Here is a 26496-nt window from a genome sequence, read left to right on the forward strand (position 1 = left end):
TGCCTGCCGACCGTCGGCCCGTCGATGGCGACGCTGACGCGGCTTCCCGCGCGGGCTTCGTCCACGTCGTCGCCCTGTTCTTGAATTCCCTTGAGGGTACCGACGCGTTTCGGTTCGTTCGCCTCGAACTTGGCGACGAAGGAGTTGTTCCGTACCGTTCCGGACATTATCTCGACGCCGACGACGGCGGGGTCGTTCTGTCGGAACACGTGGTCTTCGAGGATGCGGAAGCGGGCCGGACGGGTGATGTTGTCGAGGACGGTCTGCTGTTGGGCGCGCTCCATCTCGTCCACGTACTCCTCGTACTCCTCGATGAGCTGGTAGATGACGTCGCTGTCGAACAGTCGGATGTCGCGCTGTTCCGCTTCGTCCGCGGCGTCGGCGAGCACGTCCACGTTGAACGCCAGAATGGTCCGGTGTTTCGGCTCGTCCGCGGTCGTCGCAAAGCGGATGTCGCGCGGGGCGACGTCGCCGACCTCCGCGCGCATGACCGGTATTTCCTCCTCTTCGAGCGTGCTCACGATGGCTTCGAGGCTTCCGAGGGTGTCGGCTTTCACGACGATGCCCTCCTCCTGCGTGCTGACCTCGACTTCCGCGAGTTCGGCTTGGACCTCCTCGATGACGTCTTCGATTTCGCGGTCACGGACGACGCGGACGGGCGCACCCGCCATCGCCTCGTCCAGATTCGGTGCCGCGATTTTCACCCCGGCCGCCGCCGCGATGGAATCGACCTTCTCGAACCGGTCTTCGGTTCGGATTTCGGCGAGCGGTCGCGGTTTCAGTAGGGCGCGAACGTCCGTCACGATGGGTTCGTTCATCCCGCCGACGACGATGGTTTCGTCCGCACGGACGGTGCCGTCGTACAGCACCACGTCGAGGGTCGTCCCGAAGCCCTTCTCCTCTTTGACTTCGAGGACGGTTCCGGCACCCGGCCCGGCCACGTCGATTTCCATGTCCTCGCGCATGTAGCGCTGGGCCAGACCCATCAGCACCGTCAGCACGTCGGGGACGCCCTCGCCCGTCTCGGCGCTGACGGGGACGACGCCGATGTTGTTCTGGAAGTTCTGGACGCGCCAGTAGAGGTCAGCCGAGAAGCCCGCGTCGCTGAGTTCGCCGATGAGTTCGTACAGGCTGCTGTCGAGCGTCGAGCGCGCGCGGTCGCTCTGGGCCTCGTACGTCTGCTGGACCGGGGCGTCCATCTCGGGGTTCCACCCCGGCGTCGTGTCTATCTTGTTCGCGGCGACGATGAACGGCGTCTGTGACTGTTTGAGGATGTTGATGGCCTCCACCGTCTGTGGCTGGAAGCCGTCGTTGACGTCCACCACCAGGATGGCGATGTCCGCCAGCGCGCCACCACGCGACCGAAGGGTCGTAAACGAATGGTGACCCGGGGTGTCGATGAAGAGCAGCCCCGGTAGGTCGAAGTCGTCCGGGTTGACCAGTTTCCCGGCGACCTTCGACACCACGTCGAGCGGCACGGCCGTCGCGCCGATGTGTTGTGTAATCGCTCCCGCCTCGCCCTCGATGACCGTCGAGCCTCGGATCTTGTCGAGCAGGCTGGTCTTGCCGTGGTCGACGTGACCGAGGACTGCGACGATGGGAGTCCTGAGGGATCGAGTTTCCGTTTCGTGTGTATCTGTGTCCGACATACCTACCACCCGGGAGAAGTTCTTATCACAGAACAGCCCCGCACGGCATTTAACTCCATCGCCACGCTCGTCCGGCCGTCCACCGATTCGCCTCGAATTCATTCGAAGCGGGCGGCTACTCCCCGTGGAGTTTATGTAGTAGCGGTCGGTAATCACCTCGTATGCCGAGCATACTCGCGGAAAATCTCTCGGGAAAGGCCGTCATGGGTTCGGACGGTACGGAACTGGGAATGCTCTACAACATCACCATGAACCTGAAGACGGGGGGGCTGTCCAGCCTCGTCGTCGAACCCGACGAACAGCTCGATACCGACACCGTCGACCTCGAAACGAACGAGGACGGTCATTTCGAACTACCCGTAAACCGAGTGCAAGCGGTTAAAGACTACATCGTCGTTCAGCGGTAAATGTACGTTTTAGACTCCTCAGCCTTCATCAACGAGTATCACACCACCCAACAGACAGCGTCGATTCCGATGGTTCAGGAGGAACTCGAAGGCGAACACGCCTTCCGGTTCGACGCCATGGAGGGTTCGGGAATGCACATTCACATCCCACGAGACGATGCCGTCGAGAAGGTACGCCGAGCGGCGGACCACACGGGCGACTTGGACGTGCTTTCGGACACCGACATCCGACTCGTCGCGTCCGCGTTCGAACTGGATGGGACCCTCGTCACCGACGACTACGCGATGCAGAACGTCGCCGACCGATTGGACGTTTCCGTCGAAGTCATCGCACAGGACGGTATCGAGGAACAGCGCGACTGGTCGTTCCAGTGCTCGGGATGCGGTCGGGAGTTCGACGAAAAGAAAGACCGGTGCCCGATTTGTGGCAGCCCGCTCTCACGAAAGAATCCCAACTGACCGAGCGGAGACCACGAGTAACCGGATTTATCCTGCAAACTGGAGATACATCACGCCGAACACGATGGCGTCGAACGTCCCGTGGACGAGCGCCGACGCCGTGAGGTTATCCGTTTTCAGATACACCGTTCCGAGGACGAGCGAGAGGAAGAAGATGACGACGAGCGTCCCCGCTAGTTCGAGCGGCGTCGAACCCGTCGCGTAGGCGAGCACGTGCGCCAGCGCGAACACGACGCTCGCAACCACGACCGCTCCGTAGTCCGAGAACGAATCGTACAGCGACTTTTGGATGATGTTTCGATACAGCAGTTCCTCGCACGGCCCGATGACGAGCCACGAGAGGGGGACGAAGAGCAACAGGATGTCCGGGTTGCCGCTTTTCGCCTGTTGCTCGACGCTGTGACTGGCCGTCCGAATGCCGAGTTCGGTCAGCAGGAACGAGAGGATGAACATCAGGACGAAGATGGAGAGTATCCCCACGACGATGTAGCCGACGTCGCGCCGGGTCGGAAGTTTGAAATCGAGATACGAGCGACCGATTCCCCGTACGCGGAGGAATACGAGCGCGACGGTGCCGGTTCCGAGGCCGAGCGAAACGATGCTGAGCGCGGAGCGTACCATCACGCCGACGCTCTCACCGCCCGCCAGCGAGACGAGTATCGACGCCCAGATGGAGATGGCGAGCAATCCGGAGAATCCGAGCGCGCCGCTTTGGAGCACTGCACGCACCATCCCCTCGAACGAACGCGGGGGAGACGACTCGCCGACCCCCGCCGCGGTACCGTCTTCCATACCGAAAAAATGTATCCCCGGCGGTAAATGTGCTCCGACCGGTCAGTCGATTCGGCGGACGAAACCGAGTCCGACGAGACCCACGAGGGCGACGACGGCGACGAAGACGCCGAATCCGGGTTGTCCTTCACTCTCGGTCGGTGCCTCGGCCGCCATCTCGGTTTCGGTGCTCGTCGTCCGAGTTGTGTTGGCGGCCGCGTCAGATCCGTCCGTCGCGGCGGTGGTCGAGGTCGTCGTCGCGGCTTCGGTGGTGTCGGTTGCCGTGGTCGTCGAACGCTGTACCGACTCGTTCGTCCGGTTTCGGAGGACACCATCGACGACGGTCAGCGCGTCGACGTCCGTCGAGTTGTTTTGCGGACGGCCGACGATGACGCCGAACTTCGTGCCGGGTTCGTACTCGGAGAAGTTGAACGTCGCGGCGAAGGTGCCGTTGGACGCCACCGTCATCGATTTTGACATGAAGAACCGATTCGTGGCGTGAATCTGCATTTCGAGCTCCGTGCCGGGGTCGAGCGTCGTGTTTCCACGGATAGACTGATTGCCTGCAGCATTGAGAACGAGAGGAACATCCTCGTGATAAATCGAAACCGAACTGTTGTTCGCGGTCGTTTGGTCGTGGCTAAGCGGGGTTTTTCCCGTCGCATCGAGAGCGGTACTGCCGCGTGCGCTCGTCACGCCCGAGACGGTCGAGAGAGCGACGATTGCCACAAACACCATCCGAATTAAATGTCGCCTGTTCATACTGAAAATGCGCCGTTCAGGGTTCGACGCAAGGGATATAGGATGAAAGTTTGCGGGTCGGTAAATGCTTTGTGAACGCCGCTATTCCACGGTAAGGGTCGATTTTTCTGCAACTTCGTCCGCTTCCTCGAAGTCGCCGCCACCGAGAAGGCCGCGAGCGGCGCGCTTACCCCACTCGACCGCCGGTTGGACGAACGTCTCGACGCTGTAGAGTTCGCCCGCGAGGACGCACGCCGCTTCCAGACAGTAACAGAGTTCGCCGAGTCCGTACTCGTCTACGCGGTCGATTTCGAGGCGGACGTTCGGTTGTCCCGACGCCGCGAGGCTCGCTTCGGTCGCCTCGAACTCGGCCGAGAGGAGCGAACCCAAACTGCCGCCGCCGAGATATTCGAGACCGGGTAGGTCGGTTTCCGGAATCGACCGGTCGGCGCGCTCCGTCGGTCGGACGAACGTCACCATCTTGTCGCTGGGTCCGGCGCGGTACAGTTGGAGTTGCGAGTGCTGGTCGGTCGCACCGAGCGCCCGCACCGGCGTCTGGCCCAGTCCGTCCTTCCCGAGGCTCTCGGCCCACAACTGCGCGAACCACTCCGCGAACGTTTCGAGCGATTCCGCGTAGGGCATCATCGCGTTGATGCCCGCGCCGCGTTCATCGAGCGCGTAGGTGGCCGCACCGTAGGCGTAGGCTGGCGACTCGAACAGCGACCCCGCAAGCCGGTCCGCCTCGGCGTGCGCCCCGTCGAGAACGGCATCGATGTCGTGACCCTGAATGGCGGCACACGCCAAGCCGACCGTCGAGAGCATCGAAAAGCGACCCGGAACGCCGTCGGGAACGTCGAGCGCGGGCAGGTCGTGTCGGTCGGCGAGATTCCTGAGGTTCCCCTCTTCGCCCGTCGTGACGAAGGTGCGGTCCGTCCAGTCCACGTTCGCGGACTCCATCGCGTCGCGGACGACGAGGAAGTTGGCCAACGTCTCGGCCGTCGTGCCCGAGCGCGAGACGACGTTGACGGCCGTGTCCGAAAGCGAGAGTCGGTCGAGGAGGGCCGAGACGTGTTCCGGGTCGACGTTATCGAGGAAGTAGGCGTCCACGTCGGAGTCGAGACCGTTGGCCAGCGTCGCCGCACCGAGCGCGCTGCCGCCGATACCGACCGTCAAAACCGTCTCGGCGTCGGCGAACGGTTCGACCGCGGATCGGATTTCGTCGGTATCCGTCGTTTCCGGGAGGTTCAGAGCCGCGTAGCCGTGTTCGTCGTTCGCTCGTCCGGTTTCGATTCGCTCGTGGGCGTCGGCGACGCGCTCGTCCAAACGGGAGAGTGCATCGCGCGAGACGCCGGGCGAGGCAACGGAGTCGAGGGCGTTGCCGAGGTCTACTCGCATACGAAACTCCGCACCGTCGGACGTGAAAAAGACACCTCCTTCGACGCGGGAAACTAGTTCTCGGATGGCAGGTCGATTTTCCGTCGAGAGGGAATCGTCGACAAACGTCGTCGTTTCTCGAATTTTCACAACCGCCAGAGTCAGCCACCGACACGACCGCCAGAAACCCGTATTTTCACAACCGTCAGAAATAGGCCGACGACACAACCGCGGGTTCTTCGTTGTTCCCCGTGAGTGAAGCGAACGGACTCAGCGCGGACCGGAGAGGCACGAAGTGCCTCGAAGGGAGCACCGAGGTTTTGGTCCAGATTTTGCCAGCGAGAAATCGCGGCACCGCCGCGATTTCTCGTGCAGCAAAAGGTGGGTGTTAGTACGCGTACCGCAGGTTCGGCACCGACGACTTGTCGCCCGCTTCCATCTTTTCGAGCGCGCCCTCGAAGTCCGCCATGGTCACCTCGGACCGGTCGTCGCGGATGGCGAACATGCCGGATTCGGTCGTCAGACTCTCGATTTCCGCACCGCTGAAGCCCTCCGTCTCGTCGGCGAGGCGGTCGAAGTCCACGTCGTCGGCGAGGTTCATGTCGCCGGTGTGGATTTCGAGGATGCGGTGGCGACCCTCCACAGTCGGGTTCGGGACTTCGATAAGGCGGTCGAAGCGGCCCGGGCGGAGGATGGCGCTGTCGAGCATGTCGAAGCGGTTGGTCGCCGCGATGATGCGGATGTTGCCGCGGTCCTCGAAGCCGTCCATCTCCGAGAGCAACTGCATCATCGTGCGCTGGACCTCGGCGTCACCGGACGTCTTCGAGTCGGTTCGGCGGGACGCCACGGCGTCGATTTCGTCGATGAAGATGACCGCGGGTTCGCGTTCCGCCGCGAGGGAGAAGAGGTCGCGGACGAGTTTCGCGCCCTCACCGATGAACTTCTGGACGAGTTCGGACCCGGCCATCTTGATGAACGTGGCGTCGGTCCGGTTGGCGACCGCTTTCGCCAGCATCGTCTTCCCGGTTCCCGGCGGGCCGTGGAGCAGGACGCCGCTCGGCGGCTCGATACCCGCCGCTTCGAACTGCTCGGGGTTGACGAGGGGTTCCTCGACGGCTTCGCGGACCTCCCGAATCTGCTCGTCGATGCCGCCGATGTCCTCGTACGAGACGGTCGGCGATGCGTCCACTTCCATCGCCTGCGCTCGTGCGTCCTTTTCCGTGTCCAACAACCGTTGAATGGTGAACGAATCGTTGACGGCGACGCGGTCACCAGCCTCGATGTCCTCCCGAAGTTGCACCGCCACGTCGGTCAGCACCTCCTGATTGTTGCCGTGTTGCTTGATGATAACCCCGTCCTCGGTCACGTCCTCGACGGTCGCGACGTACAGGGAGGTCGTCTTCAGCATCTCGTTTTCACGCTGGAGTTGGTCGACCTCGTTTGCGAGATCGTCTCGTCGCTCGGCCGCGGCATCGACGCGCTCACGCAGTTTCTGGTTGACCTTCGTGATGTCCGTGAAATGTTCCTTGAGCGCGGACAGGCGCTCCTCGTCGGACATCTCGGGGTCCAGTTCGAGCGTTGGTCGGTCCGGGACGGATGGGCTGCGTGACATTTCTTGTTCAAGCGTATGGGACCACATTAAAAGTGCCTTTGGGTCGCGGGCGATACAGAAGATTGGTATCGGTTGGGAAATCGGCGTGCCTCGCCGAGAGACGTACGCGTGACGAGAAGCCGAACGATGAAAAACCGAGATTCCGCGGCGGTTAGATGAGTTCTTCCATCTCGTCGAGCCGTTTTCCGTACACGTCGAGTGCGCGCTGAATCGGCTCCGGCGAACTCATATCGACGCCCGCGCCTTGGAGCAGGGTGAGCGGATACTCGCGCGACCCGTTGCTGAGGAAGTCGAGGTACCGTTCGGCGGCGGGTTCGCCCTCCTCCAGAATCTTGTCCGCCAGCGCGACGGCGGCGCTGATACCCGTACTGTACTGGTAGACGTAGTACGCGCGGTAGAAGTGCGGGATCCGCATCCATTCACGCTCGATTCGGTCGTCGACGACGGCGGGGTCGTAGAACTCGCGTTTCAGGTCGCCGTAGATACCGTCCAACCGGTCGGGGGTGAGCGCCTCGTTGTCCTCCGCGAGTTGGTGGGCCCGATACTCGAAGTCGGCGAACAGCGTCTGCCGGTACAGGGTCGAGCGGAATCGTTCGAGGTACTCGTTCAGGACGTGTCGTCGGAAGTCGGGGTCCTCGACCGTTTCGAGGAGATGGTGGGTCAACAGCGCCTCGTTGACCGTGCTGGCGACTTCGGCGACGAATATCTCGTAACTGCTGTACGTGTACGGCTGGGATTCGCTCGTCAACTGGGAGTGAAGCGAGTGACCGAGTTCGTGGGCCAGCGTGTACATCGAGGAGATGTCGTCCTGATAGTTCATCAGGATGAACGGCTGGGTGTCGTACGTCCCACCGCTGTAGGCACCGCTCCGCTTGTCTTGGGTTTCGTACACGTCTATCCAGCGGGACTCGATACCCTCCGCGACGCGCGACTGGTAATCGTCGCCGAGCGCACCCACCGCGTCCACGACGTACTCGACCGCTTGGTCGTAGTCGAGGTCGGGACTCTCGGTGTCGGTCATCGGCATGTACACGTCCCACATCCGGAGTTCGTCCACGCCGAGGCTCCGACGCTTGAGTTCCGCGTGTCGGTGGAGTTTGTCGAGGTTGTCCCGAACGGTGTCGAGAAGGTTATCGTACACGTCGACGGGGACGTTCGGCCCGTCGAGCGCCGCCTCGCGTGCGGTGTCGTAGTTCCGAGCGCGCGCGTATTTCACGTCCGCTTTGACGCTGTTTTTGTACGCCGCGCCGACCGCGTTTCGGACGTCGCTCCACTCGTCGAAGTAGTTCTCGTAGACCGTCTGGCGGAACTCGCGGTCGGGATTTTTGAGGAGGTTGACGAAGTTGCTCTGGGTAATTTCGACCGGCTCCCCGTCGGGGTCCTCGACCGTCGGGAACGTCATGTCGGCGTTCGAGAGCATGCTGTAGATGTCGTTCGGCGCGCCCGTGACCTCGCCGAACTCCGCGAGCAAATTCTCTATTTCCGCCGAACGGGTGTGTTCTTTCATCCGAATCACGTCGTCCAAGGCGTGTTCGTACGTCTCCAACCCGTCCGTCTCCGCTATCATCCGGTCGAGTTCCTCGCGGTCCAACGACTGAATTTCGGGTTCGATGAAACTCGTCGCGCTCCCGGCGCGCGAAGCGAGCGACTGGGCGCGCGAGGCGAGCGCCTGATACTCCTGATCGGACGTATCCTCGTCGCTCCGCATCCGAGCGTAGGAGGCGACCATGGAGACTTCGCGTCCGAGTTCGTCGGAGAGTTGAAGCACGGTGAGCAACGTCTCGCCGTCGTCCGTCACCTGTCCCTCGTACGCCTCCAACTCGCTCAGTCGCTCTTCGACGTCCTCGTACGCCTCCTCCCACTCCTCGTCGGTCGCGTAGATACTTTCCAAATCCCACTTGTATTGGGCATCAATATCGCTCCGTTCGGGAACAGAACTCATAGTCCGATGTACGAAAACCGAGACTGTAAGGCTTTGTTATTCGGAATTCGATTCCGGGACGGAACCGAAAAACGAGGGCGTTCTCGGTCACGGTTCGGAACCGTCGTCGCTTTCGGAAGTCCTCACTCGTCGCGCTGGTCGAGTGGTGTGAAGTCAGAACAGTGAACTTCGACTTTTAATGCCAGTTTGTGAGAATTATTCCAATAGTACATCCTAAAGTATATATTCGTGCGGAAGGTGGAGCTGAAACAACCCAATGACAAAACATTCAAACGTAATTATTTCCGCTATGGGACAGTGACTGTCGGACTCGATGTGCGGGTGGGAATCAAACCGACGGGCCATTATCCGATAGTGGACATCTCGGAGGAAGGACTCGTGGCTGACTTCGTTCCCGGGAGCGACGAGGGGATACCCGCGCAAATATCGGTAGAGGCGGAGCGAGCGGGGACGAGACGTGAGCTGTAGCGTACCTTTTTGACCCGTGGCAACACGTCTCATCGTATGAGCAATGTCGAACGTGCGCTTGGCGATGCGTGGACAGACGACTACCCATGGGAATTCCTGACGAAACTGACCGAACTCGAAAACAGGATGGGCGGTCATCCCGGCGAACGGCGAGCGGCGGAGTTGGTCGTCGAGGGGTTCGAGCGGGCCGGGGCGCGCAACCCACACATCGAACCGTTCGACATGAACTGCTGGACTCGCGGGTCTGCGGAACTCGCCCTGACCGAACCGGTCGAACGGTCCTTCGAAACCATCGCGCTTCCGTACTCGCTCGCCGGAGACGTGCGGGGCGAACTGGTGGACGTTGGTCACGGCATGCCCGAGGAGATAGACGAAAAGGACGTCGCCGGGAAGATAGCTGTCGCTAGCACGACGACGCCGAAAGGCAGTCGGTTCATCCATCGGATGGAGAAGTTCGGCCACGCCGCCGCCGCGGGTGCGGAGGGGTTCGTCTTCCACAATCACGTGCCGGGACAGCTGCCGCCGACCGGTTCGCTCACCTTCGGCGACGAGGCCGCGGTTCCGGCCGTCGGCGTCAGCAAGGAGTCGGGCGCGTGGTTGACCGAGTACGCGGAGACGGGCGCGACGGCGCGGCTAGTCGTGGACGCGAACACCGAACCCGGAACGAGCCACAACGCGGTCGCCGAACTCGGTCCCGAGACGGACGAGGGAGTCGTGGTCGTCGCCCACTTTGACGCACACGACATCGCGGAAGGGGCGCTCGACAACGGGTGTGGCATCACCGTCGTCGTCGTCATGGCCCACCTACTTTCGAAACTGGACCTCGACACGCGCGTCCGAGTCGCGGGCGTCGGCTGTGAGGAAACCGGTCTGCTGGGAAGCGAGGCGTTGGTCGAGTCGCTCGATACCGAACGAGTCCGAGCGGTCGTCAACGTTGACGGCGCGGGGCGGTTCCGCGACATGCGCGCCTACCTCCACGGCTCCGAGACGATGCGGTCGGTCGTCGAGACCGTCTCCGAGGAGGCGAATCAGCCGATACTGCTCCAGGAGGGTGTCCACCCCTTCAGCGACCACTGGCCGTTCCTGAAGGCGGGCGTTCCGGCGCTGCAACTGCACAGCGAACCGGACGGCAGTGCACCCGGCGAACGCGGCCGTGGCTGGGGGCACACCCACGCCGACACGCGGGACAAGGTGGACGACCGCAACCTCCGCGAACACGCCATGCTGGCGGCACTGCTGGTCCAAGAGGTGGCCGCACGCGAGGAGATTCCGAGACCGACACCCGAGGACATCGTGGCGAACCTCAGAGAACAGGAGTACGAGGAGGGGATGCGGGCGGCGGGAATCTGGCCGGAGGGCTGGAACTAAGCGCGGAACCTGACTTCGCGCCGGACGATTTCCTCGACGAGCTTTCCGAGTCCGCGGACGACGAGATAGACGCCGACGATGAGCGAACCGAGGGCGAACAGCGCGTAGAGAAGGACACCGAGGAATCCGAACACGCTCGCCGCGATGCCGCCGAGTGCCTGTCCGAGAAGGACGGCCACTATCCCGAGCACGATATCCGTCGTTACCTCCCACAGCAGCTCATCGTTAACCATAGACACAGAAAAGACGAAAAGAAGTATAAAATTATTCCACGCCGCGACAAATATCCCGCGTTACACGACTCCGCGTCCGCCGCTCGACGCGGAGGTCGCCGAACACGTCGCGGACGCTTTTTACCGCCGCGCCGTCGACCGAGAACTCGCAGTCGTACCCCACGTCGGCTAGATAGAGGGGGTGTGCCGACGCACACGGGACGCCCGCTCTCCCGTCGAGCGGTTCCGATGAGAGGACGGTCTCGATTTTCTCCATCTCGGCGTCGCCGGTCGCAATCGAGTGAATCAAGGAGACGACCCGTCGAACGAGGTTTCTGGCGAAACCGCCCGCCCGGAACGTGAAGACGAGGTACTCGCCATCCTGCACCACGTCGATGTCGAGGTCCCGGACCGTCCCCTCGGTGTCCGACGTCAGGTTGTGAAAGTCGTGTTCCCCCGAGAGGCGGTCGGACGCCTCCTTCGCCAATCCGAGGTTCGCACGAGGTGCATAGCAGTGATAGACGTACTCCCGGTAGTAGGCGTCGTGAGTTGCGTGGAACGCGGGAACGACGTCGGCGCTGGCCCAGACGCGAATCTCGGCCGGAAGTTCGCTGTTGAACGCCGACGGCGTGAGCCACTCGGGACACTCGAACGCGACCGTCTGTGCGAGGGCGGACACCCCCGAATCCGTCCGTCCGGCGGCGGCGTAGCCGTCCGGCACCCTGTCCGCGACGCCGAGGGTACGAAGCGATTCGAACAGCGAATCCTCGACCGTCGGAACGTCCGGCTGGCGCTGAAATCCGTAGAACGGGCGGCCGTCATAGGCGACTCGAAAGGCACGCATCGCCAATCTATACACAATCCGAGGGTATAGTTCGTCGGATGTTACCGCGCGTTCACGAACTCGTTGAGAACGCGTACCGAAACACAGGAGCGACGTTCGAACGGCGTATCGACAAAATATAGTCAGAAATCCGAGTTAACGCCGCTCGGTAAATCCCGTAACGTACGTCTGTTCGTGGGCAGGGAACACCTCGTCGATGGTTTCCGCGCCGTGTTCGCGTGCGAGGAGCGTCCGGAGTTCAGCCTCGTAGTCGGCCTTTCGAATCTCGTCGCTCGGCCCGGATTCCACGTCGAGCGTCGCCGCGACGAGGCGGTCGACCGCCCCGCGACCGAACCCGGAGAGTGGAACGATGTAGTCGATGTCGTGGCGGTCTTCGAGGCTTTGGGCTTGCGCGCGCGAGACGGTCGGAACCCGGTCGTCGCGGCGGGTACCGTCCGCTATCGCGTCGAAGCCCATCGCGGCGACGGTTTCCAGCGCGTGGAGGTGAACGTGTTGGATGCCGTTCCGCGGGTAGCCGTCCTCGACCATCCGTTCAACCGCCGTCACCGCGGCGTCGTGGTCGAGTTCGACCGCTTCGAAGTCGAATCCGGTCGCTTCGGCGGTGTCACGGGCGTTTTTCCAGTCGTCAGTGACGCCGAAGTGGGCGGTGACGAGGGTGACGTCGTAGAAGTCGGCGAGCAAGAGGGCGGCGAGCGTCGAATCCTTGCCGCCGCTGTAGAGGAGTCCGAGGTCCATCTCAGCGGCGCTTGATGTTGAAGCTCTTCTTGTCGGGCTTCAGCTCTCGGAGCAACTCCTTCATTTTCTGGTCGTCGATTTTGCCGTTGATACGGCCGCTCTGTGCGATGGCGAGTATCTGCTGTTCGACTTGATCCGCGAACTGCGGTTTGCTCATCCGAACCGAGTTCAGTCGCTTTCGCGCACCGTCGGTGAGGTACTGGCGGAGAAGCGCCTGTTTCTGTGCGTCGGCCTGCTGTTGGGCCTGTTGTTGGGCCTCCTCCTGCTGTTTTTGGTCCTGTAGCTCCTCCATCTTCTGTTTTCGAAGCTCTTCGAGTCGGTCATCGTCGGGACTTCCACTCATGCCTTATCGGTTGTTTACCGCGCACGACCAAAAACAATTACGGAGGCGTCCGTCCCGCGGGGAACCGAGAGCGGACGCACGACTCGTCGGAAAACGAGTGGTTGGCCGGGGAGAAACGGCAACCGAAAAAGACGGTACTCAGTTTATGCGTAGCGTTCGAGTTCCGGTCGGTCGAGGTCCGAGAGGACTTCGCCAGCTGTGTCGTCGAGGAGGCTTCGGCCGTCCGCCGTGATTTCGCGGCCGCGGTGCTCGTTGGACTGGATGAGGTCTTCCTCTTCGAGCTGCTGGAGAATGGTGCGAATGACCTTCTTGCTGCCGTCCGAGCGGTGGTTCGGCGCGACGGCGTAGCGGTTCGAACCGCCCTTGCTGCCGCCGTATTCGGTCGAGAGGCGCTCGACACCGATGGGACCGTTCATGGCGACCTTTCGGAGGAGGCTCCCCGCACGGATGTGCCAGAAGTTCTCCTGTTCGGGGGGAAGTTCGCGCTGGGAACCGGTTTTGGTGAATTCGGCCCAGTCTGGTCGGTCGAATCGATCCTCAAGTTCGTCGGCGAGCGCGTCGATAAGCGCATCCGCCGGAACGTCGTAGAGCGTCGTCATACGACTGATTTCCGTGCGGCGGCGTTTAAAGCCATCGTTACAGAGTTCAAACGGGAGCGGGCGTCTCCCCGTCAATCGCTCCTGACGCTGCCGGTACTCGCGTTGTCGGCTTCCAGCATCGCGGTGGTAGAGCCACCGATGAGGATGGGGAGCAGGTAGGTCGCGCCGCGGTGGATGACCGCCGCCGCGCTCGCCGTCGCCACCGAAACCCCGGCGATGGGGACGAGCAAGAGGACTAATGCGGCGTCGAGCGCACCGAGGCCGCCCGGAAGGGGCGCGACACCCGCGATGCTCCCGATGGGGACGACGAACAACACGGCGGCGAACGGGACGGTGTAGCCGAGCGCGTAGAACGACAGCCACAGCGAGACCGAGGACAGAAGCCACCCGAGCGCGGAGAAGAAGACCGAGAGCGCGAGTTTACGGCGATCTCCGGCGACCCGTTCGATGGCGTCGAAGAACCCGCGGAGTCGGTGGACCACCGCGGGTTTCGTCGTCGGGGAAACCGGCGGCACGAACCGAGCGAAAAAGCCGACGACCCGAACGACGCCCGTTGCGATGGTCAGCTCGACGGTATCCCGCTTTCGCCACCCGACGACCGCGACCGTCGGAACCGCGACGGCGAGTGCGACGATGGACAGCGCTATCATCACCGCCGTATCGCCGAGCGTGAGCACCGTCGCGTAGTAGACCACGCCGACCAGCGCGAACGAGATGGACGGGACGAAGTTGATGGAGTCCACGCTGGCGATGGCACCGAGACTCGACTCGTAATCGGCGTTCGTCGTCCGCGAGATGAGGAGCGCGGCGAACGGTTCGCCGCCCGCTTGCCCGAACGGCGTGACGTTGTTGGCGAACGTCGCTCCCGCGTAGAGGAAAAACGAGCGGAGGACGGTGATACGAATGCCGAGGACGCCGAGGACGGTCCGAAGCGACATCGACCACGCGAAGAGCCATCCGAGGGCGACGACGGCGACGAGCACGATAACGCGACCGTCGGCCATCGAGAGCGTGGCCATCACCTCGTCGATACCGGCGAGAAAGAAGATGACTAGCAGGACGGCAAGCGCGGCTACGAAGCCGACGAGAATCGTCTGCACGTCACCCAGGTCGAGACGCATCAACTTTCCAATAACGCGCGGGTGGCTTGAAGCCAACGAAGACCGTTCGTCTTTTTCCCCACCGTGAGAAAACGTCGGGTATGGACGAACGGGCCGCGCTCCGTCTGCTCGAAGGAACCCTCTCCGACGCGGGTGACGACGCGGCAGTCATCGATGGACACGTGCTGACGACGGACATGCTCCACGAGACGACGGATTTCCCCGACGCGACGACGCGGTACACCGCTGGCTGGCGGTCGGTCGGTGCCTCGCTCTCCGACGTCGCCGCGATGGGCGCGAACGCAGTCGCGGGTGTCGCCGTCTACGCCGCACCGGAGTTCGACCCCGACGACCTCGAATCGTTCGTCGCGGGTGCGAGCGACGTGTGCGAGTCGGTCGGCGCGCGGTACGTCGGCGGCGACCTGGACACCTTCGAGGAGTTCACGGCGTCGACGACGGTGCTCGGGGAAACCGACGACCCGGTGTTACGCTCGGGCGCGGAGCCGGGAGACGCGCTGTGCGTGACCGGCACGCTCGGACGGAGCGGGGCGGCGCTCCGACTGTTCGAAGCGGGAGAAATCGAGCGGGCGAACGAACTGTTCCGGTTCGAACCGCGGGTGGCCGCCGGACGAGCGCTCGCGCCGTTCGCAACCGCGATGATGGATTCGAGCGACGGTCTCGCTCGCTCGGTTCACCAACTCGCGGAGGCGAGCGAGTGCGGGTTCGAACTCGACGGCGAATCGATTCCCGTCGCGGACAGCGTCCGAGAAGTCGCAACTGACGCCGACGACGAGCGCGACCTGAGCCTCTTTTTCGGCGAGGATTTCGAACTGGTGTTCACCGTGCCGAAGGAGACCGTAGAGGACGCGCGGGAGGCATCGCCGACGCCGATTTCCGTCGTCGGGTCGGTGACGGAGGACGGGATTCAACTGGACGACGAGGCGCTTCCCGACCGCGGCTACACGCACGGGGAGTGAATGATTCAGTCACCGGGTTGATTATCTGATTTAGTCTACGGACCGATTATCTCGATGGGAACCGGCGTGAAACAGAGGACTCCGACGATGAAGGTCAGGATTCCGATCGCCATCCGTTTCGCATCGAGGCCGTCCTCGTTGACGGGGTTCGCCGGGCCGACGTACGCGAAGAACATCGACAGGAAGCCCCAGATGACCCACAGCACGGTCGCGTTGCTCACGTCGAGGACGTAGAAGACGTAGGCGGCGAGGCCGAATAGCATCGCGGGGACGAGGGCCGCGATACTTTCCTGGCGCTCGCCAATCATCGCGCGAACGATGTGGCCACCGTCGAGTTGGCCGACCGGGATGAGGTTGAGGAAGGTGACGAACATGCCGACCCACCCGCCGATGACGACCGGGTTGACCGACCGCGACGGGTCGTCGAAGGTGAGCGGTTGCCCCATCACGGCGGCGATGCCCTTGAGCAGGGGCGGGTAGCCGAACTGCACTTCCATGGTGTTCGCGCTGTTGATGACCGACTGCGGGACGGTCACGGGGTCGAGCGTCAAACCGACCGCGGTGACGACGACGGTCGCAACGAGGCCCGCGATGGGGCCGGCGACGCCGATGTCGAAGAGCGCCTTTCGGTTGGGCATCTGGCCCTTCATCCGGATGACGGCACCCATCGTTCCGATGATAGAAAGCGGAACGGGGATGAAATACGGGAGACTCGCCTCCACACCGTGGTAACGACTCATGACGTAGTGACCCAGTTCGTGAGTCCCGAGCACGCCCATGACGGCGAACGTGAACGGCCACGCGGTCATCACGGCCCCGACCGGGTTCGAGACGGGATTGACGTGGTACCACAGCGTCCCCGCCCACAGCGTCGAGAGAACGGTGGCGAGAAACAGGACGACGTTCTTCCACGGAACCCCGTTCGGGCCGAGGTGAACGGGTTCGGCGACGAGGACGTACTCCCCCATCCGCGTCGAAAGCGAGACCTCGTATCCCTGTTCACGAAAGAGCGGCCAGACGGTCTGCATCAGTCGCTCTTGGGTGACGAGGGGTTCCCCGTAATAAACCAACTGCTCGCCATCAGTTCGAACGTCGTACACCCGAAACACCGAGCGTAACCGTTCTAGTGAGGGACCTGCCTCGGGCGGCTCCGTTGAAGCCATTCGGTCCTACTACGGAACGAATGGGTATAAACCCCTAGACGACGGCGCCGGACTGCAGGATGGCGATGAGGAGCGTCAGGACCGGGACGCTCGCGAGCGTGCTCACGAAGATGGCGGTGCTCACGTACTCCGGGCCGGAAAGCCTCCCGCTCGACCCGTGGTCGTATTCGATACAGAGGATGAGCGGCGTCACGGCGGCGGGCATCGCACATTCGAGAACGAACACGCGTGCGACGGTGACGTCCGAAAACCCGAGCAGGAAGACCACGCCGACGGCAAAAACCGGGGCCACGACGAGCTTCAAGACGTTCGAAACGCCGACGCGTGCCACGGCCGCCCCCGAGTCGGTGTTCGCCAGTTGAATCCCGAGCATGAGCAACATGATGGGAATCGCGGCGTCGCCGGTCAGTTTCAGCGTGCTCATCATCGCCGAGTCGGCGGGCGGGACGACGCCGAGGAACCGGACGACTCCGGCCGCGAGGACAGCGTAGACGAGCGGGAGTTTGAACACCTCCCGAACGGCGGCGAGGTTCGAGGTTTCGTCGCCGCGCGAAGCGATGTAGACGCCGAGGGTGTAGGTCAAGACCGACTGGGCGGCGATGTAGAGAATTGCGGTACTCCGCCCGACGCCATCGAAGGCGAACTGCGAGAGCGGAATCCCGTAGTTACCCGCGTTGGGGAACGTGCTCGACAGGACGAGCGCGCCGAGGACGGGTTCCGTCTCGCCGAGCGCACGGCCGACCAGTTCCGCGACGGCGGCCATGCCGACCGTGAAGACCAACACACCCGCGGCGAGCGTGAGCACCGTTTCCCCGCCGAGCGAGGAGGTCGTGAGGCTGTGGAACACCAGCGCGGGCGTCAAAACGTAAATCGTGACCGTTCCGAGGGCGCTCACCTCGATGTCGCGCACGGTCCCGAGGAGAAATCCGACGGCGGCAACGGCGAGAACGGGCAAAATCGCGGACGTCAACGCGGAGAGGAGTGACACTGGTCGAACGAAAACAGCGGGCGACTACAAAAGCGTCGAAGGCGGAAAAGCGGGAGGCGGCAGGAGGTGGAACATCGAGAGGCGGCAGGAGGGAGATAACGAGGAGAGATGACGAGAACGGAACGGGCGGGAAGGAATGCAGGGAACGGAGGAGAGCGGGGTGAAGGGGACGAGTAAGAAGTAGAGCGGAGTGAAGGGGATGAGTAAGAGGGAGGGCGTGCGTGGCAGACTCGGGACAGCGGACGGGGACCGTTTCAGGTCGTGAACCGAGGGGCAATCGGTTCGGGGGACGGTGGGGGAGGTTGCGAGTTCGGGGAGCGATTCGGCGGGTGTGGAGTGTTTCGGGGGTGCGGAGTTTTTGATCAGGTTGCGATGTGGGGTGACGGAGCGTCGTTGTGACGGGTGTTCTGGGGATGGAGGGTGTGGCTGTGGTGGAGTTCGGGGTTGATTCAGGTTGGGGGTTGTGGGTGTGAGATTCGGAGGGAGGTCAGGGATTGCGGGGCGCACGCGGGGAGCGGTGAGCCGAAGTTACGCGGGAGCGATGCGCCACGTGGTCGCGCTCGTGTACGACCACTTCTCGACTTCGAGTTCGGCACAGTCGGTCAGTTTGACCATCAGCGCGCCGATCTCCTTGGAGGAGAGGCCGACTTCGTCCGCGATGAACTTGCTCTTGAAGTAGAGCTCGCCATCGCTCGCTTTCTCGCAGAGGTACTGCTTGAGGCAGGCTTCCTTGGATTCCGGTTCAGGGCTTTCGGTGGCGGCTTGGGTGGTAGCGCTCATGTGCTGACTCCGGTTTCACCATGGAGCGAGGATATGTTATAAAGGGAGGAAGCTTAGGGTAGTTTCGGGAATCTTTAGGAGAATTGAACGCAAAGTAGCGTGAACGCGGGTAAAAAACGACGTTTTACGGCCGCCTCTAATCGCTTCTAAAAGTTTAAAATCACTTCTCGCGTTTTATTTCCGAGAAAAGAGCTTGCTATCCGAAAGGGAGGAAAGTGGACAGAATAGGGACAATTTTCCGTCGTTATCGCTCGTGAACCCAGAACTGCTCGTCGAGCGTCACCTCTTTTTTGAAAATCGGTACCTCGGCTTTCAACCGATTGATGCCATCCTCGACGGTCCGAAACGCCTCGTCGCGGTGTCCGGCCAGCACGACGACGAACACGATGTCTTCACCGTAGTCGATACGACCGGTTCGATGGTGCATGAGAACCCGAAAAACGCCGTCTCGCGCTTCGAGGTCGGAGCGAATCGCGTCTAACTTGGCGTCCGCGACGCCCTCGTACATCTCGAAGTCGAGGAATTCGGTCGGCGTGTCCTCGTCCGAGTCCTTCGCCCGAACGCGTCCGGTGAACGTGGTGATGGCACCCGAGCGCTCCGCCTTCGGATCGCGTTTCGCCCGCGCGACCAGCGATTCGAGCGTCTCGTAGGGTTCGGTCGCTTCGAGTTCGTCCGCGACCGCTTCGACGTCGAGTTCCGCGGGACCGTCCGCGCGGACGAGGGTCGTGCCCGCGTGGTCCGCATCGCCGAGGACGACGGTCGGCAGGTCGGCGTTCGGAAATCCGGTGACGACGGCGTAGTCGTGTGTCGGTGCGAGCGTATCGAGAACGTCGGTCACGGATTTGTCTTCCCCGCGTGCTCGCCAGCCGTCGGCATCGAGTTCGAACGCGGTCTCGGCGCTCGAAGCGTCCGATGGCTCGGGAACCTCCGAGTCGTGCGATTCGTGCTGGACGGTTCCCACTCTTCCTCGGTCCGCGAATCGGTCGGCAAGTCGGTCGGCGACGGCATCGGCCTCGTCGCCGACGACACCCACTACCATCATGAACGTACAGGCGGGAGCGAGTCGCTTTTATCCTTCGGTCGGAAGTTGAGAACGCTTAAGGCCGCGTCCGGGTAAGACGGCGATAGCATGAAGGTGGTCGTTTCTATCGGCGGTAGTGTGCTCGCGCCGGACCTGGAGTCTCAACGAGTGCGCGGACACGCCGAAGTCATCGAATCGCTCGCAACGGAGGGGTGTACTATCGGCGCGGTCGTCGGGGGCGGCGGCGTCGCCCGGGAGTACATCGGAACCGCGCGGAACCTCGGCGCGAACGAGATAGAACTGGACGATATCGGAATCGACGTGACGCGACTCAACGCTCGCTTGCTCATCGCGGCGCTCGGCGAGCAGGCCGCGCCGAGTCCGGCCGAGACGTACGAAGAGGCGGGGACCGCGATGCATCGCGGCGACATCGCCGTCATGGGCGGCGTGATGCCCGGCCAGACGACGGACGCCGTGAGCGCCGCGCTGGCCGAGTACACCAACGCCGACCTGCTCGTCTACGCGACGAGCGTGAACGGCGTGTACAGCGACGACCCGAACGAGGTCGCGGACGCGACGAAGTACGACGAACTCTCCGCGAGCGAACTCGTGGACGTCATCGCCGACCTCGAGATGACCGCGGGCAGTTCCGCACCCGTGGACCTGCTGGCCGCGAAACTCATCGGGCGCTCCGGCGTTCGAACCATCGTCCTCGACGGAACTGAACCGGAGCGAATCGCCGATGCCGTCCTCAACGGGGACCACACCGGTACGGACATCATCCCCGAGGGAGCGGAAGACGAGATGACCTACTGGGTACAAGAATGAGCGCCGGGACGGCACCGACCGACGACCGCGACGAGGTGGACGAGGAAAACCACCACGTCTTCTGGGCCGACGAGGTGGCCGACCGAATCGAGGCGCGGGACCCCGAGGACCCCATCACGATCAAGGGCGGTATCTCTCCGTCCGGCGTTCCCCATCTGGGCAATGTCAACGAGATTATGCGCGGCTACTTCGTCGCCGAAGTGCTCCGCGACAGAGGCCACGAAGTTCGACAGGTGTTCACCGCCGACGACCGCGACCCGCTCCGAAAGCTCCCACGAAAACTCGCCGACTTGGAGGGGAACATCGTCGAGTTGGGCGACGTGAACGCCGGAGCGCTCGGGCGCAATCTCGGAAAACCGTACACCGACATCCCCGACCCGTTCGACTGCTGTGACTCCTACGGGAAGCACTTCTCGAACCTCATCCAGCAGAGCGCGGACCTACTGGGCGTCCCCATCGACGTGATGTCGAACACCGAGATGTACACGTCCGGCGAGTTGGAGGACGTGACCCGCGACCTCCTCCACAACGCCGAGACAGCGCGCGAGGTGCTCGCGGAGTATCAGGACAAGGTGGACGAGGAGTACATCCCGTTCAACCCCATCTGTGAGGAGTGTGGCAAGGTGACGGAGACGGTGACGGCGTTCGACGTGGACGCGGGCACCGTCGAGTACGTCTGCACCGACCTGAAGGCAGGCGACAGCGTTATCGACGGCTGCGGACACGAGGGGACGGCGACCCTCCGCGACGGGAAACTCCCGTGGCGCTTCGAGTGGCCAGCCCAGTGGAAGACGCTCGGCGTGGACTTCGAACCGTTCGGCAAGGACCACGCTGAAGGCTCGTGGCCGAGTGGCGAGGACATCGCCCGCAACGTGATGGACTTCGAACCGCCGGTGCCGATGACCTACGAGTGGTTCACGCTGAACGGGAAGCCGTTTTCCTCCTCCGAAGGGAACATCGTGCTCGTCTCGGAAGTGCTGGAACTGCTCGAACCCGAGGTGTTGCGTTACTTCTTCACCAAGGACCCGAGCAAGGCGCGCGACTTCGACATCGGCCGCCTCGACCTGCTGGTGGACGAGTTCGACCGCTTCGAGCGGATTTACTTCGGCGAAGAGGACGCCGACGAGCGCGAACAGGCGCTCGCCGAACGGGTGTACCCGATGGTCGTAGCGGACCCGCGGGAAGAGCGGATTCGCATCCCGTACACCTTTGCCGCCATCTTGGGTATGACGGACGACCCCGAACTCCGCGAGGAAATCGCGCGGCGCGAAGGCCACATCCCGGACGACGCGCCGGAGTGGGCCGTCGAGGCCGCCCTCGCACGCGTCGAACAGGCGGAGGCGTGGGCGAAGCGGACAAGCAACGAGTACGACTACGACCTGAAGCGAACCGAGATGCCGAACGTGGACCTCGATACCGAGACCGACGCCGCACTGTCGGAACTGGCGGATTTCATCGAAGCGGGCCACGACGGCGAGGAGATTCAGGGCGAAATCTACGAGACCGCAAAGCGCCACGACATCGACATCGGCGACTTCTTCGGCGTGGGCTATCAGCTCTTTTTCGGCGAGGAACAGGGACCGAAACTCGGTCCGTTCCTCTCGAATCTGGACGAGGAGTTCGTCTTAGGGCGTCTGCGCCGCGAACGCTAGCTGCCAACAGAGTTAAGTTGATTGGCAGGTAGTACCCTATTACGTCCGACTAACAAGGACATAACAAAGTACCTCCCAGTCGTACGAAACAATGTAGAGTCGGATTGACGACCAATCACGTCAACGACTAAACCGATATAATATCATGGCCCTGATAGAACTCAATCTAGAGAAGCCAGCGTTGAAGCGAACCGAACTCGTCGAAGAATCCGAGGTCGAGACGGCCGAGGAACCAGAAACGGAAACCGAAACAGCGGAAGAGACGGACGTCGAGGAGACGAAGGGCGGCAGCAAAATTCGTACCTTCGCTCGCCGTGCGGCCGTCCTCGGTGGCACCGCCGCCGGACTCGCCGCGGTCCGAAAGCTCCAGCAGAAACGGAGCGGTACGGACGAAGAGCAGCAGGAACTCGAAGAAGACTGGCAGACCGCGGAATAACGGAGTACCGTCCGAAATTTTTTCACGTTCGTTCCCAAACGCCTTTGAGCGACGGCCCCATTCGTTTCACCAATGGATACGCTCCTCTGGGTCCTCCTCGGACTCGCCGCCTACTGGTTCATCCTGCTTGGACTACGGGCGAACGATATGCTGCCCTCCTATATCGGCATGCAGGGGCCGGTGCTGACCCTTCACACGCAACGAGGAAAGAAACTCATCGACCGCCTCGCACGGCCGAAACGGTTCTGGCGGGCGTGGGGGAACTTCGGTCTCGGAATCGCGCTCGTCGTGATGGTCGGGACCTTCCTCCTGCTCGTCGTGCAGGCCATCGTCGTGGTGCAAAATCCACCCGCACCGTCGGCGGTTACTCAGCCCCGGAACGTGCTCGTCATCCCGGGCGTCAACGATTTCCTGCCGCTGTCGGTTGCCCCCGAAATCCTGCTCGGCCTCCTCATCGGGTTAGTCGTCCACGAGGGGGGCCACGGCATCTTCTGCCGCGTCGAAGACATCGAAATCCAGTCGATGGGGCTGGCACTCCTCGCGTTCCTCCCGGTCGGCGCGTTCGTCGAGCCGGACGAGGAGAGCAGAAAGGACGCGGACAGGGGAAGTCAAAGCCGCATGTTCGCGGCGGGTGTGACGAACAACTTCGCGATAACCATCATCGCCTTCCTGCTCCTTTTCGGCCCGGTGATGGCCTCGATTTCCGTCGCCTCGGGCGCGGCGGTCGGCGGGGTGTTCCCGGGGTCCGCGGCGGACACCGCGAACGTCCAGCGCGGTGACCGAATCGTCGCCGTCAACGGGACGGCCGTGGAGAGCAACGGCGACCTCAACGACAAACTCGCCGACATCCAGAGTCGGTCCGTGTCGGTGACGCTGAACCGGGACGGCGAGGAACGCGAGACCACGATTCAGCGCAGCCTGCTCATCACCGGCGTCGCACAGGGCTCTCCGTTCGCGGCGGGTGCGGAGAAGGGAGGAAACATCACGGCGGCCAACGGACAGTCCGTGTACACCGAACGCACGCTGCGTCGGCAACTCGCGGGCGAAAACATCGCCACCCTGACCGTGAACGGACAGCAGGTGAGCGGTCCGGTCGGGGCGCTCTCGACCGTGCAGGCGGACGGCCCCATCGCCAGTCAGACGGACTTGCAGTCCGGGGACGCCATCGTCATTACGTCGATAAACGACAAGCGAATCGGCAACAGCAGCGAGTTGAGCGACACCCTCGACGGGTACGAGGCGGGCCAAACCGTGAGCGTCGAAGCCTACGTCAACCAGAGCGGAACCTACGTTCGACACGATTACGACGTGACGCTCAAGGACAACGGCAACGGGAAGGCCATCGTCGGCATCCTCGTCTCGCCCGGCGTCTCGGGAATCTCGGTGAGCAGCTTCGGAACCCGACTCTACCCGGCGGGGACGTTCCACGACCTCGTGTCGGGGCAGTTCATCTCCGTGTTCGGCGGCGGTGGCGGCGGACCGCTGACGACGTTCCTGCTCGGTATCGCGGGCACGCTGTTGCTCCCGTTCGCGAGCCTCTCGATGCCGGTCGGCTACAACTTCGCTGGCTTCGTCGGTTGGAACAGCAACTTCTACGTCGTTCAGGGACCGCTGTCGGCCCTCGGCGGCGGCACCTTCCTGCTGGCGAACGTGCTGTTCTGGACGGGGTGGATAAATCTCAACCTCGGCTTCTTCAACTGCATCCCGGCGTTCCCGCTCGACGGCGGACACATCCTCCGCATGGGTGCCGAAGCCATCGTCTCGCGCCTCCCGACGAAACAGGGACGGCAGGTGACCACGATGATAACGACGACGGTCGGACTGGTCATGCTCGCCAGCCTCATCCTCATGGTGTTCGGGCCGCGCCTGCTGTCGGGCTAATCGCGCACTCGCCGACGAGTCAGGTTCTTTTTGTCCGCTGTTTTCCATCGGTTCGTGTCCACCGTTTTTCGTCGGTTCCATCGTCCAACCCGCGCGGCAATCGTCGGATTTACCGTTCCCGTCGCGCTTGACGACGACATGTCGCTACTGGAACTGCTCGGATTCGTGTTCGGGGGCTGGTTCATCCTCGTCACGTCCGTCTACTTCGGCGTGAAAGGAGCACTGCAGTCGTACTTCGGGGAGACGCCGCCGACAATCGACGGCGGCGAAAAATCGACGGACAGCAGTCACGCGGACTAAAGGGCGGTCGGTGACGGGAAGAAACGAGAGCGGGGAAAACACGAACGGGAAGAAACGAGAGCGGCGAGCGTCGAATCGCCGACCGGTCAGTCTTCGAGGCCCATCCGTTCGTAGAACTCCTCGGGCGTGTCGGGGATGCGCTCGAAGTCACCAAAGTCGCGCTCGTGGTGGCGGATTATCTGCTCGACGATCCACGAACTGAAGGTCTCGTCGAACTGCCATTCTCCCTCGGGACTTTCGACTTCGAACCGGTCATCGGTCGCAAAGGAGACGTAGACGTGATAGAAGCCGAGAATGACGTCGGCGAACTCGCGGGCTTTCGTTCCGCTTTCCTTGCGCTTCTCGTCGAGTTCGTCGCGTCCCTCGTCGGTCAGCTTGAAATATTTCCGGTCCGATTCGTCCTCACGCTCGATTCGTTCGGTCCATCCCTTGTCTTCGAACTTGTAGAGAATGGGGTACACCGACCCGTAGGACGGTTCCCAGTGGCCGCCGCTTATCTCGCGTATTTCTTTCAGTATCTCGTACCCGTACCGCGGTTTTTCGTCTAGAAGTTCGAGCACGAGGTACGATATCAGGCCTTTCGGCGGGCCACTTTTCCGCATCGGGTGGGGATTTAAGTCGTGATTTTGAAAGCTTTTTCACGCCGACGTACTATCCGGTCGGACGCTTGGGTCGTAATTCCATTTTCACGCCGTGAGAATCGGAATCCAATTTGATTAGCTGTCGAGAAGTAGGTATAACCGTACCATGTCTTTGACACTCCGCACTCGGATCGACCCCATCAAAATCGCGCTCGGTGTCTTCACCGTCCTCGGACTCGCCCTGACGGGAGTCGCGGGATACGCACTCCTGTCCACGGGCGGCGGTTCGGTGTTGATCTCGGCCAACACCGCGGTCGCGCTCCTGTCGGGCACGTCGCTCGTCGTATTCGTCCTGCTCGCCTCGAAGGTGTTCGAGCGCCGGATGGCCGGTCGGGGTCACTGAACACGACGCGACGCGGTTTCGAGAACGGACGACCGCGAGCGGTCGTCCCTCTTTTTTCGACGACAACGACAGAAAGAGGACGGCGAGCGGTCGAACGACGATTTCGATAATTCCGATGGTTCTGGGTTCGATGGTCCGTCAGACCGACACTGAGCCGCCCAGCGGTGGCTCAGTGGCTTGCTCTGGACGCCCGCTTGCTCCCGTCGTACACGGCAAGGACGGCGAGCACGAACAGCGCTTCCACGATGGCGACGACCACGATGGGAACTTCGATACTGAAGAACCCGAAGAACGTCCGGAGTTCGAGGGCTATCGGGATGCTCATCGCCACGAGGATGAGAGCACCGGCTGCTGTGAGTTTCATGCTATCACCCCCATTAGCAGGTTGAAGCCGTCTATCAGCACCGGGATGGCGACGGTCCTGCCGAACAGCCCGGCGTCCCTGATGATGCTCGCCAGCGGGATGACGTAGGCGAGAATCACGAGGATGGCCGCGATGGCCGTCCACAGTTTCAGGTTGTCGAGGACGACCGGACTTCCGCTCGCTCCCGAAAGCGGTGCGGGAATCCGGTCGTCGACCGGTATCTCAATGGGGTCCTCGATGGACGAGAGGAGGATATTGAACAGGAACAACACCACCGACAGGAACAGCAGGGCGGCACCGATAGCGATTTGCGCGCGGAGTTCGGCCACCGACCCGATGGTCGCCGTGAAGTCGAAGTTCTGGTACTGGGGTTCGGCGGTCCGCCGGGGAATGCCGAGGAGCCCGGCACGGTGCATCGCGTTCGACATGAGCACCATCCCGACGAAACCACGTGACGACCTGAAACAGGCCGATGGGACGGCTGTAGAGCCGCCGTCC

General features: G+C 62.6%; 29 protein-coding genes and 1 pseudogene. 11 read left to right on the forward strand and 19 right to left on the reverse strand.

Annotation, left to right across the window (positions count from 1 at the left end; all coding sequences use genetic code 11):
* Positions 1 to 1649, reverse strand: a 1649-nt coding sequence (infB, locus tag BG842_RS00100; protein WP_069449188.1) for a translation initiation factor IF-2, incomplete at its 3' end; no start/stop codon positions are given.
* Between the two features lie 161 nt (positions 1650 to 1810).
* Here infB and BG842_RS00105 point away from each other — a divergent pair.
* Positions 1811 to 2056, forward strand: coding sequence for a PRC-barrel domain-containing protein (locus BG842_RS00105; protein ID WP_007976757.1), 246 nt, complete (start codon positions 1811 to 1813; stop codon positions 2054 to 2056).
* Positions 2057 to 2515, forward strand: a complete 459-nt coding sequence (locus BG842_RS00110) for an NOB1 family endonuclease (RefSeq protein WP_007976755.1) — start codon at positions 2057 to 2059, stop codon at positions 2513 to 2515.
* A gap of 27 nt (positions 2516 to 2542) precedes the next feature.
* Here BG842_RS00110 and BG842_RS00115 read toward each other — a convergent pair whose 3' ends face one another.
* The 5 genes from BG842_RS00115 to pepF form a co-directional block, all read right to left on the reverse strand.
* Positions 2543 to 3307 (reverse strand): CPBP family intramembrane glutamic endopeptidase, encoded by a 765-nt coding sequence (locus BG842_RS00115; RefSeq protein WP_007976753.1) that lies wholly within the window; start codon positions 3305 to 3307, stop codon positions 2543 to 2545.
* 42 nt (positions 3308 to 3349) lie between these two features.
* Entirely contained in the window at positions 3350 to 4015 is a 666-nt protein-coding gene (locus tag BG842_RS00120; RefSeq protein WP_069449189.1) for a BGTF surface domain-containing protein, read from the reverse strand.
* A 114-nt stretch (positions 4016 to 4129) separates the two neighbouring features.
* Complete coding sequence (locus tag BG842_RS00125; protein ID WP_069449211.1) at positions 4130 to 5422, reverse strand: glucose-6-phosphate isomerase; 1293 nt, start codon at positions 5420 to 5422, stop codon at positions 4130 to 4132.
* Between the two features lie 367 nt (positions 5423 to 5789).
* A complete protein-coding gene (locus BG842_RS00130) occupies positions 5790 to 7013 on the reverse strand; it encodes a proteasome-activating nucleotidase (RefSeq protein ID WP_007976744.1) in 1224 nt (407 codons plus the stop codon).
* Positions 7014 to 7164: 151 nt separating this feature from the next.
* Positions 7165 to 8955: an oligoendopeptidase F gene (gene pepF / locus BG842_RS00135; protein ID WP_069449190.1), complete on the reverse strand. Its 1791-nt coding sequence runs from the start codon at positions 8953 to 8955 to the stop codon at positions 7165 to 7167.
* Positions 8956 to 9252: 297 nt separating this feature from the next.
* Here pepF and BG842_RS29430 point away from each other — a divergent pair, with 297 nt between their 5' ends.
* Together BG842_RS29430 and BG842_RS00145 are read left to right on the forward strand one after the other, a co-directional pair.
* Positions 9253 to 9423, forward strand: coding sequence for a hypothetical protein (locus BG842_RS29430; protein ID WP_175424046.1), 171 nt, complete (start codon positions 9253 to 9255; stop codon positions 9421 to 9423).
* Positions 9424 to 9459: 36 nt separating this feature from the next.
* Positions 9460 to 10791: a M28 family metallopeptidase gene (locus BG842_RS00145; protein ID WP_069449192.1), complete on the forward strand. Its 1332-nt coding sequence runs from the start codon at positions 9460 to 9462 to the stop codon at positions 10789 to 10791.
* Here the strand turns inward: BG842_RS00145 and BG842_RS00150 are convergent.
* From BG842_RS00150 to BG842_RS00175, 6 genes are all read right to left on the reverse strand, one after another.
* A complete protein-coding gene (locus tag BG842_RS00150; protein WP_069449193.1) occupies positions 10788 to 11024 on the reverse strand; it encodes a hypothetical protein in 237 nt (78 codons plus the stop codon). The two genes, BG842_RS00145 and BG842_RS00150, sit on opposite strands and share 4 nt — an antisense overlap.
* A 31-nt stretch (positions 11025 to 11055) precedes the next feature.
* Positions 11056 to 11847: a tRNA pseudouridine(38-40) synthase TruA gene (gene truA / locus BG842_RS00155; protein WP_069449194.1), complete on the reverse strand. Its 792-nt coding sequence runs from the start codon at positions 11845 to 11847 to the stop codon at positions 11056 to 11058.
* Between the two features lie 135 nt (positions 11848 to 11982).
* Entirely contained in the window at positions 11983 to 12582 is a 600-nt protein-coding gene (locus BG842_RS00160; RefSeq protein WP_069449195.1) for an asparagine synthase-related protein, read from the reverse strand.
* A gap of 1 nt (position 12583) precedes the next feature.
* Positions 12584 to 12925 (reverse strand): DNA-binding protein, encoded by a 342-nt coding sequence (locus tag BG842_RS00165; RefSeq protein WP_007976725.1) that lies wholly within the window; start codon positions 12923 to 12925, stop codon positions 12584 to 12586.
* Positions 12926 to 13068: 143 nt separating this feature from the next.
* Positions 13069 to 13524: a 30S ribosomal protein S19e gene (locus BG842_RS00170; RefSeq protein WP_069449196.1), complete on the reverse strand. Its 456-nt coding sequence runs from the start codon at positions 13522 to 13524 to the stop codon at positions 13069 to 13071.
* 71 nt (positions 13525 to 13595) lie between these two features.
* The gene (locus BG842_RS00175; protein ID WP_069449197.1) at positions 13596 to 14645 is read right to left on the reverse strand and encodes a lysylphosphatidylglycerol synthase transmembrane domain-containing protein; all 1050 of its coding nucleotides are present in this window, start codon (positions 14643 to 14645) and stop codon (positions 13596 to 13598) included.
* A gap of 80 nt (positions 14646 to 14725) precedes the next feature.
* Here BG842_RS00175 and thiL point away from each other — a divergent pair, with 80 nt between their 5' ends.
* Positions 14726 to 15601: a thiamine-phosphate kinase gene (gene thiL, locus BG842_RS00180; RefSeq protein ID WP_069449198.1), complete on the forward strand. Its 876-nt coding sequence runs from the start codon at positions 14726 to 14728 to the stop codon at positions 15599 to 15601.
* Positions 15602 to 15636: 35 nt separating this feature from the next.
* Here thiL and BG842_RS00185 read toward each other — a convergent pair whose 3' ends face one another.
* The 4 genes from BG842_RS00185 to BG842_RS00200 form a co-directional block, all read right to left on the reverse strand.
* Positions 15637 to 16764 (reverse strand): site-2 protease family protein, encoded by a 1128-nt coding sequence (locus tag BG842_RS00185; protein ID WP_069449199.1) that lies wholly within the window; start codon positions 16762 to 16764, stop codon positions 15637 to 15639.
* A gap of 34 nt (positions 16765 to 16798) precedes the next feature.
* Complete coding sequence (locus BG842_RS00190) at positions 16799 to 17752, reverse strand: AEC family transporter (protein ID WP_069449200.1); 954 nt, start codon at positions 17750 to 17752, stop codon at positions 16799 to 16801.
* Positions 17753 to 18280: 528 nt separating this feature from the next.
* Positions 18281 to 18532 (reverse strand): hypothetical protein, encoded by a 252-nt coding sequence (locus BG842_RS00195; RefSeq protein WP_069449201.1) that lies wholly within the window; start codon positions 18530 to 18532, stop codon positions 18281 to 18283.
* A gap of 244 nt (positions 18533 to 18776) precedes the next feature.
* Positions 18777 to 19574 (reverse strand): molybdopterin synthase, encoded by a 798-nt coding sequence (locus tag BG842_RS00200; protein WP_069449202.1) that lies wholly within the window; start codon positions 19572 to 19574, stop codon positions 18777 to 18779.
* A gap of 87 nt (positions 19575 to 19661) precedes the next feature.
* Here BG842_RS00200 and pyrH point away from each other — a divergent pair, with 87 nt between their 5' ends.
* From pyrH to BG842_RS00225, 5 genes are all read left to right on the forward strand, one after another.
* The gene (gene pyrH, locus BG842_RS00205; RefSeq protein WP_007976704.1) at positions 19662 to 20381 is read left to right on the forward strand and encodes a UMP kinase; all 720 of its coding nucleotides are present in this window, start codon (positions 19662 to 19664) and stop codon (positions 20379 to 20381) included.
* The gene (gene lysS, locus BG842_RS00210) at positions 20378 to 22033 is read left to right on the forward strand and encodes a lysine--tRNA ligase (RefSeq protein ID WP_069449203.1); all 1656 of its coding nucleotides are present in this window, start codon (positions 20378 to 20380) and stop codon (positions 22031 to 22033) included. The genes pyrH and lysS overlap by 4 nt, the downstream gene beginning before the upstream one ends.
* Before the next feature lie 145 nt (positions 22034 to 22178).
* Positions 22179 to 22469 carry a hypothetical protein gene (locus BG842_RS00215; RefSeq protein WP_069449204.1) on the forward strand — a complete coding sequence of 97 codons (291 nt, stop codon included), beginning with the start codon at positions 22179 to 22181 and terminating at the stop codon, positions 22467 to 22469.
* Positions 22470 to 22541: 72 nt separating this feature from the next.
* Positions 22542 to 24350: a site-2 protease family protein gene (locus tag BG842_RS00220; protein ID WP_069449205.1), complete on the forward strand. Its 1809-nt coding sequence runs from the start codon at positions 22542 to 22544 to the stop codon at positions 24348 to 24350.
* Positions 24351 to 24404: 54 nt separating this feature from the next.
* Complete coding sequence (locus tag BG842_RS00225; RefSeq protein ID WP_069449206.1) at positions 24405 to 24650, forward strand: hypothetical protein; 246 nt, start codon at positions 24405 to 24407, stop codon at positions 24648 to 24650.
* 86 nt (positions 24651 to 24736) lie between these two features.
* Here the strand turns inward: BG842_RS00225 and BG842_RS00230 are convergent, their stop codons facing one another.
* Positions 24737 to 25252 carry a PadR family transcriptional regulator gene (locus tag BG842_RS00230; protein WP_069449207.1) on the reverse strand — a complete coding sequence of 172 codons (516 nt, stop codon included), beginning with the start codon at positions 25250 to 25252 and terminating at the stop codon, positions 24737 to 24739.
* A gap of 145 nt (positions 25253 to 25397) precedes the next feature.
* Here BG842_RS00230 and BG842_RS00235 point away from each other — a divergent pair, with 145 nt between their 5' ends.
* On the forward strand, positions 25398 to 25634 hold the full coding sequence (locus tag BG842_RS00235; RefSeq protein WP_069449208.1) for a hypothetical protein: 237 nt from the start codon (positions 25398 to 25400) through the stop codon (positions 25632 to 25634).
* Positions 25635 to 25803: 169 nt separating this feature from the next.
* Here BG842_RS00235 and BG842_RS00240 read toward each other — a convergent pair whose 3' ends face one another.
* Together BG842_RS00240 and BG842_RS00245 are read right to left on the reverse strand one after the other, a co-directional pair.
* A complete protein-coding gene (locus BG842_RS00240; protein WP_069449209.1) occupies positions 25804 to 25998 on the reverse strand; it encodes a CbaC protein in 195 nt (64 codons plus the stop codon).
* Positions 25995 to 26496: pseudogene (locus BG842_RS00245) on the reverse strand (cytochrome C oxidase subunit I); the annotation flags it as partial. The pseudogene BG842_RS00245 and the gene BG842_RS00240, both read right to left, overlap by 4 nt.

This window comes from Haladaptatus sp. W1 (assembly GCF_001723155.1).
Classification (GTDB): Archaea; Halobacteriota; Halobacteria; order Halobacteriales; family Haladaptataceae; genus Haladaptatus; species Haladaptatus paucihalophilus.

Coding starts and splice junctions, on each gene's coding strand:
- BG842_RS00105 (WP_007976757.1), top strand. CDS start 1,811: ATGCCGAGCATACTCGCGGAAAATCTCTCGGGAAAGGCCGTCATGGGT.
- BG842_RS00110 (WP_007976755.1), top strand. CDS start 2,057: ATGTACGTTTTAGACTCCTCAGCCTTCATCAACGAGTATCACACCACC.
- BG842_RS00115 (WP_007976753.1), bottom strand. CDS start 3,307: ATGGAAGACGGTACCGCGGCGGGGGTCGGCGAGTCGTCTCCCCCGCGT.
- BG842_RS00125 (WP_069449211.1), bottom strand. CDS start 5,422: ATGCGAGTAGACCTCGGCAACGCCCTCGACTCCGTTGCCTCGCCCGGC.
- BG842_RS00130 (WP_007976744.1), bottom strand. CDS start 7,013: ATGTCACGCAGCCCATCCGTCCCGGACCGACCAACGCTCGAACTGGAC.
- pepF (WP_069449190.1), bottom strand. CDS start 8,955: ATGAGTTCTGTTCCCGAACGGAGCGATATTGATGCCCAATACAAGTGG.
- BG842_RS00145 (WP_069449192.1), top strand. CDS start 9,460: ATGAGCAATGTCGAACGTGCGCTTGGCGATGCGTGGACAGACGACTAC.
- BG842_RS00150 (WP_069449193.1), bottom strand. CDS start 11,024: ATGGTTAACGATGAGCTGCTGTGGGAGGTAACGACGGATATCGTGCTC.
- truA (WP_069449194.1), bottom strand. CDS start 11,847: ATGCGTGCCTTTCGAGTCGCCTATGACGGCCGCCCGTTCTACGGATTT.
- BG842_RS00160 (WP_069449195.1), bottom strand. CDS start 12,582: ATGGACCTCGGACTCCTCTACAGCGGCGGCAAGGATTCGACGCTCGCC.
- BG842_RS00165 (WP_007976725.1), bottom strand. CDS start 12,925: ATGAGTGGAAGTCCCGACGATGACCGACTCGAAGAGCTTCGAAAACAG.
- BG842_RS00170 (WP_069449196.1), bottom strand. CDS start 13,524: ATGACGACGCTCTACGACGTTCCGGCGGATGCGCTTATCGACGCGCTC.
- BG842_RS00175 (WP_069449197.1), bottom strand. CDS start 14,645: ATGCGTCTCGACCTGGGTGACGTGCAGACGATTCTCGTCGGCTTCGTA.
- thiL (WP_069449198.1), top strand. CDS start 14,726: ATGGACGAACGGGCCGCGCTCCGTCTGCTCGAAGGAACCCTCTCCGAC.
- BG842_RS00185 (WP_069449199.1), bottom strand. CDS start 16,764: ATGGCTTCAACGGAGCCGCCCGAGGCAGGTCCCTCACTAGAACGGTTA.
- BG842_RS00195 (WP_069449201.1), bottom strand. CDS start 18,532: ATGAGCGCTACCACCCAAGCCGCCACCGAAAGCCCTGAACCGGAATCC.
- BG842_RS00200 (WP_069449202.1), bottom strand. CDS start 19,574: ATGATGGTAGTGGGTGTCGTCGGCGACGAGGCCGATGCCGTCGCCGAC.
- pyrH (WP_007976704.1), top strand. CDS start 19,662: ATGAAGGTGGTCGTTTCTATCGGCGGTAGTGTGCTCGCGCCGGACCTG.
- lysS (WP_069449203.1), top strand. CDS start 20,378: ATGAGCGCCGGGACGGCACCGACCGACGACCGCGACGAGGTGGACGAG.
- BG842_RS00215 (WP_069449204.1), top strand. CDS start 22,179: ATGGCCCTGATAGAACTCAATCTAGAGAAGCCAGCGTTGAAGCGAACC.
- BG842_RS00220 (WP_069449205.1), top strand. CDS start 22,542: ATGGATACGCTCCTCTGGGTCCTCCTCGGACTCGCCGCCTACTGGTTC.
- BG842_RS00230 (WP_069449207.1), bottom strand. CDS start 25,252: ATGCGGAAAAGTGGCCCGCCGAAAGGCCTGATATCGTACCTCGTGCTC.
- BG842_RS00235 (WP_069449208.1), top strand. CDS start 25,398: ATGTCTTTGACACTCCGCACTCGGATCGACCCCATCAAAATCGCGCTC.
- BG842_RS00240 (WP_069449209.1), bottom strand. CDS start 25,998: ATGAAACTCACAGCAGCCGGTGCTCTCATCCTCGTGGCGATGAGCATC.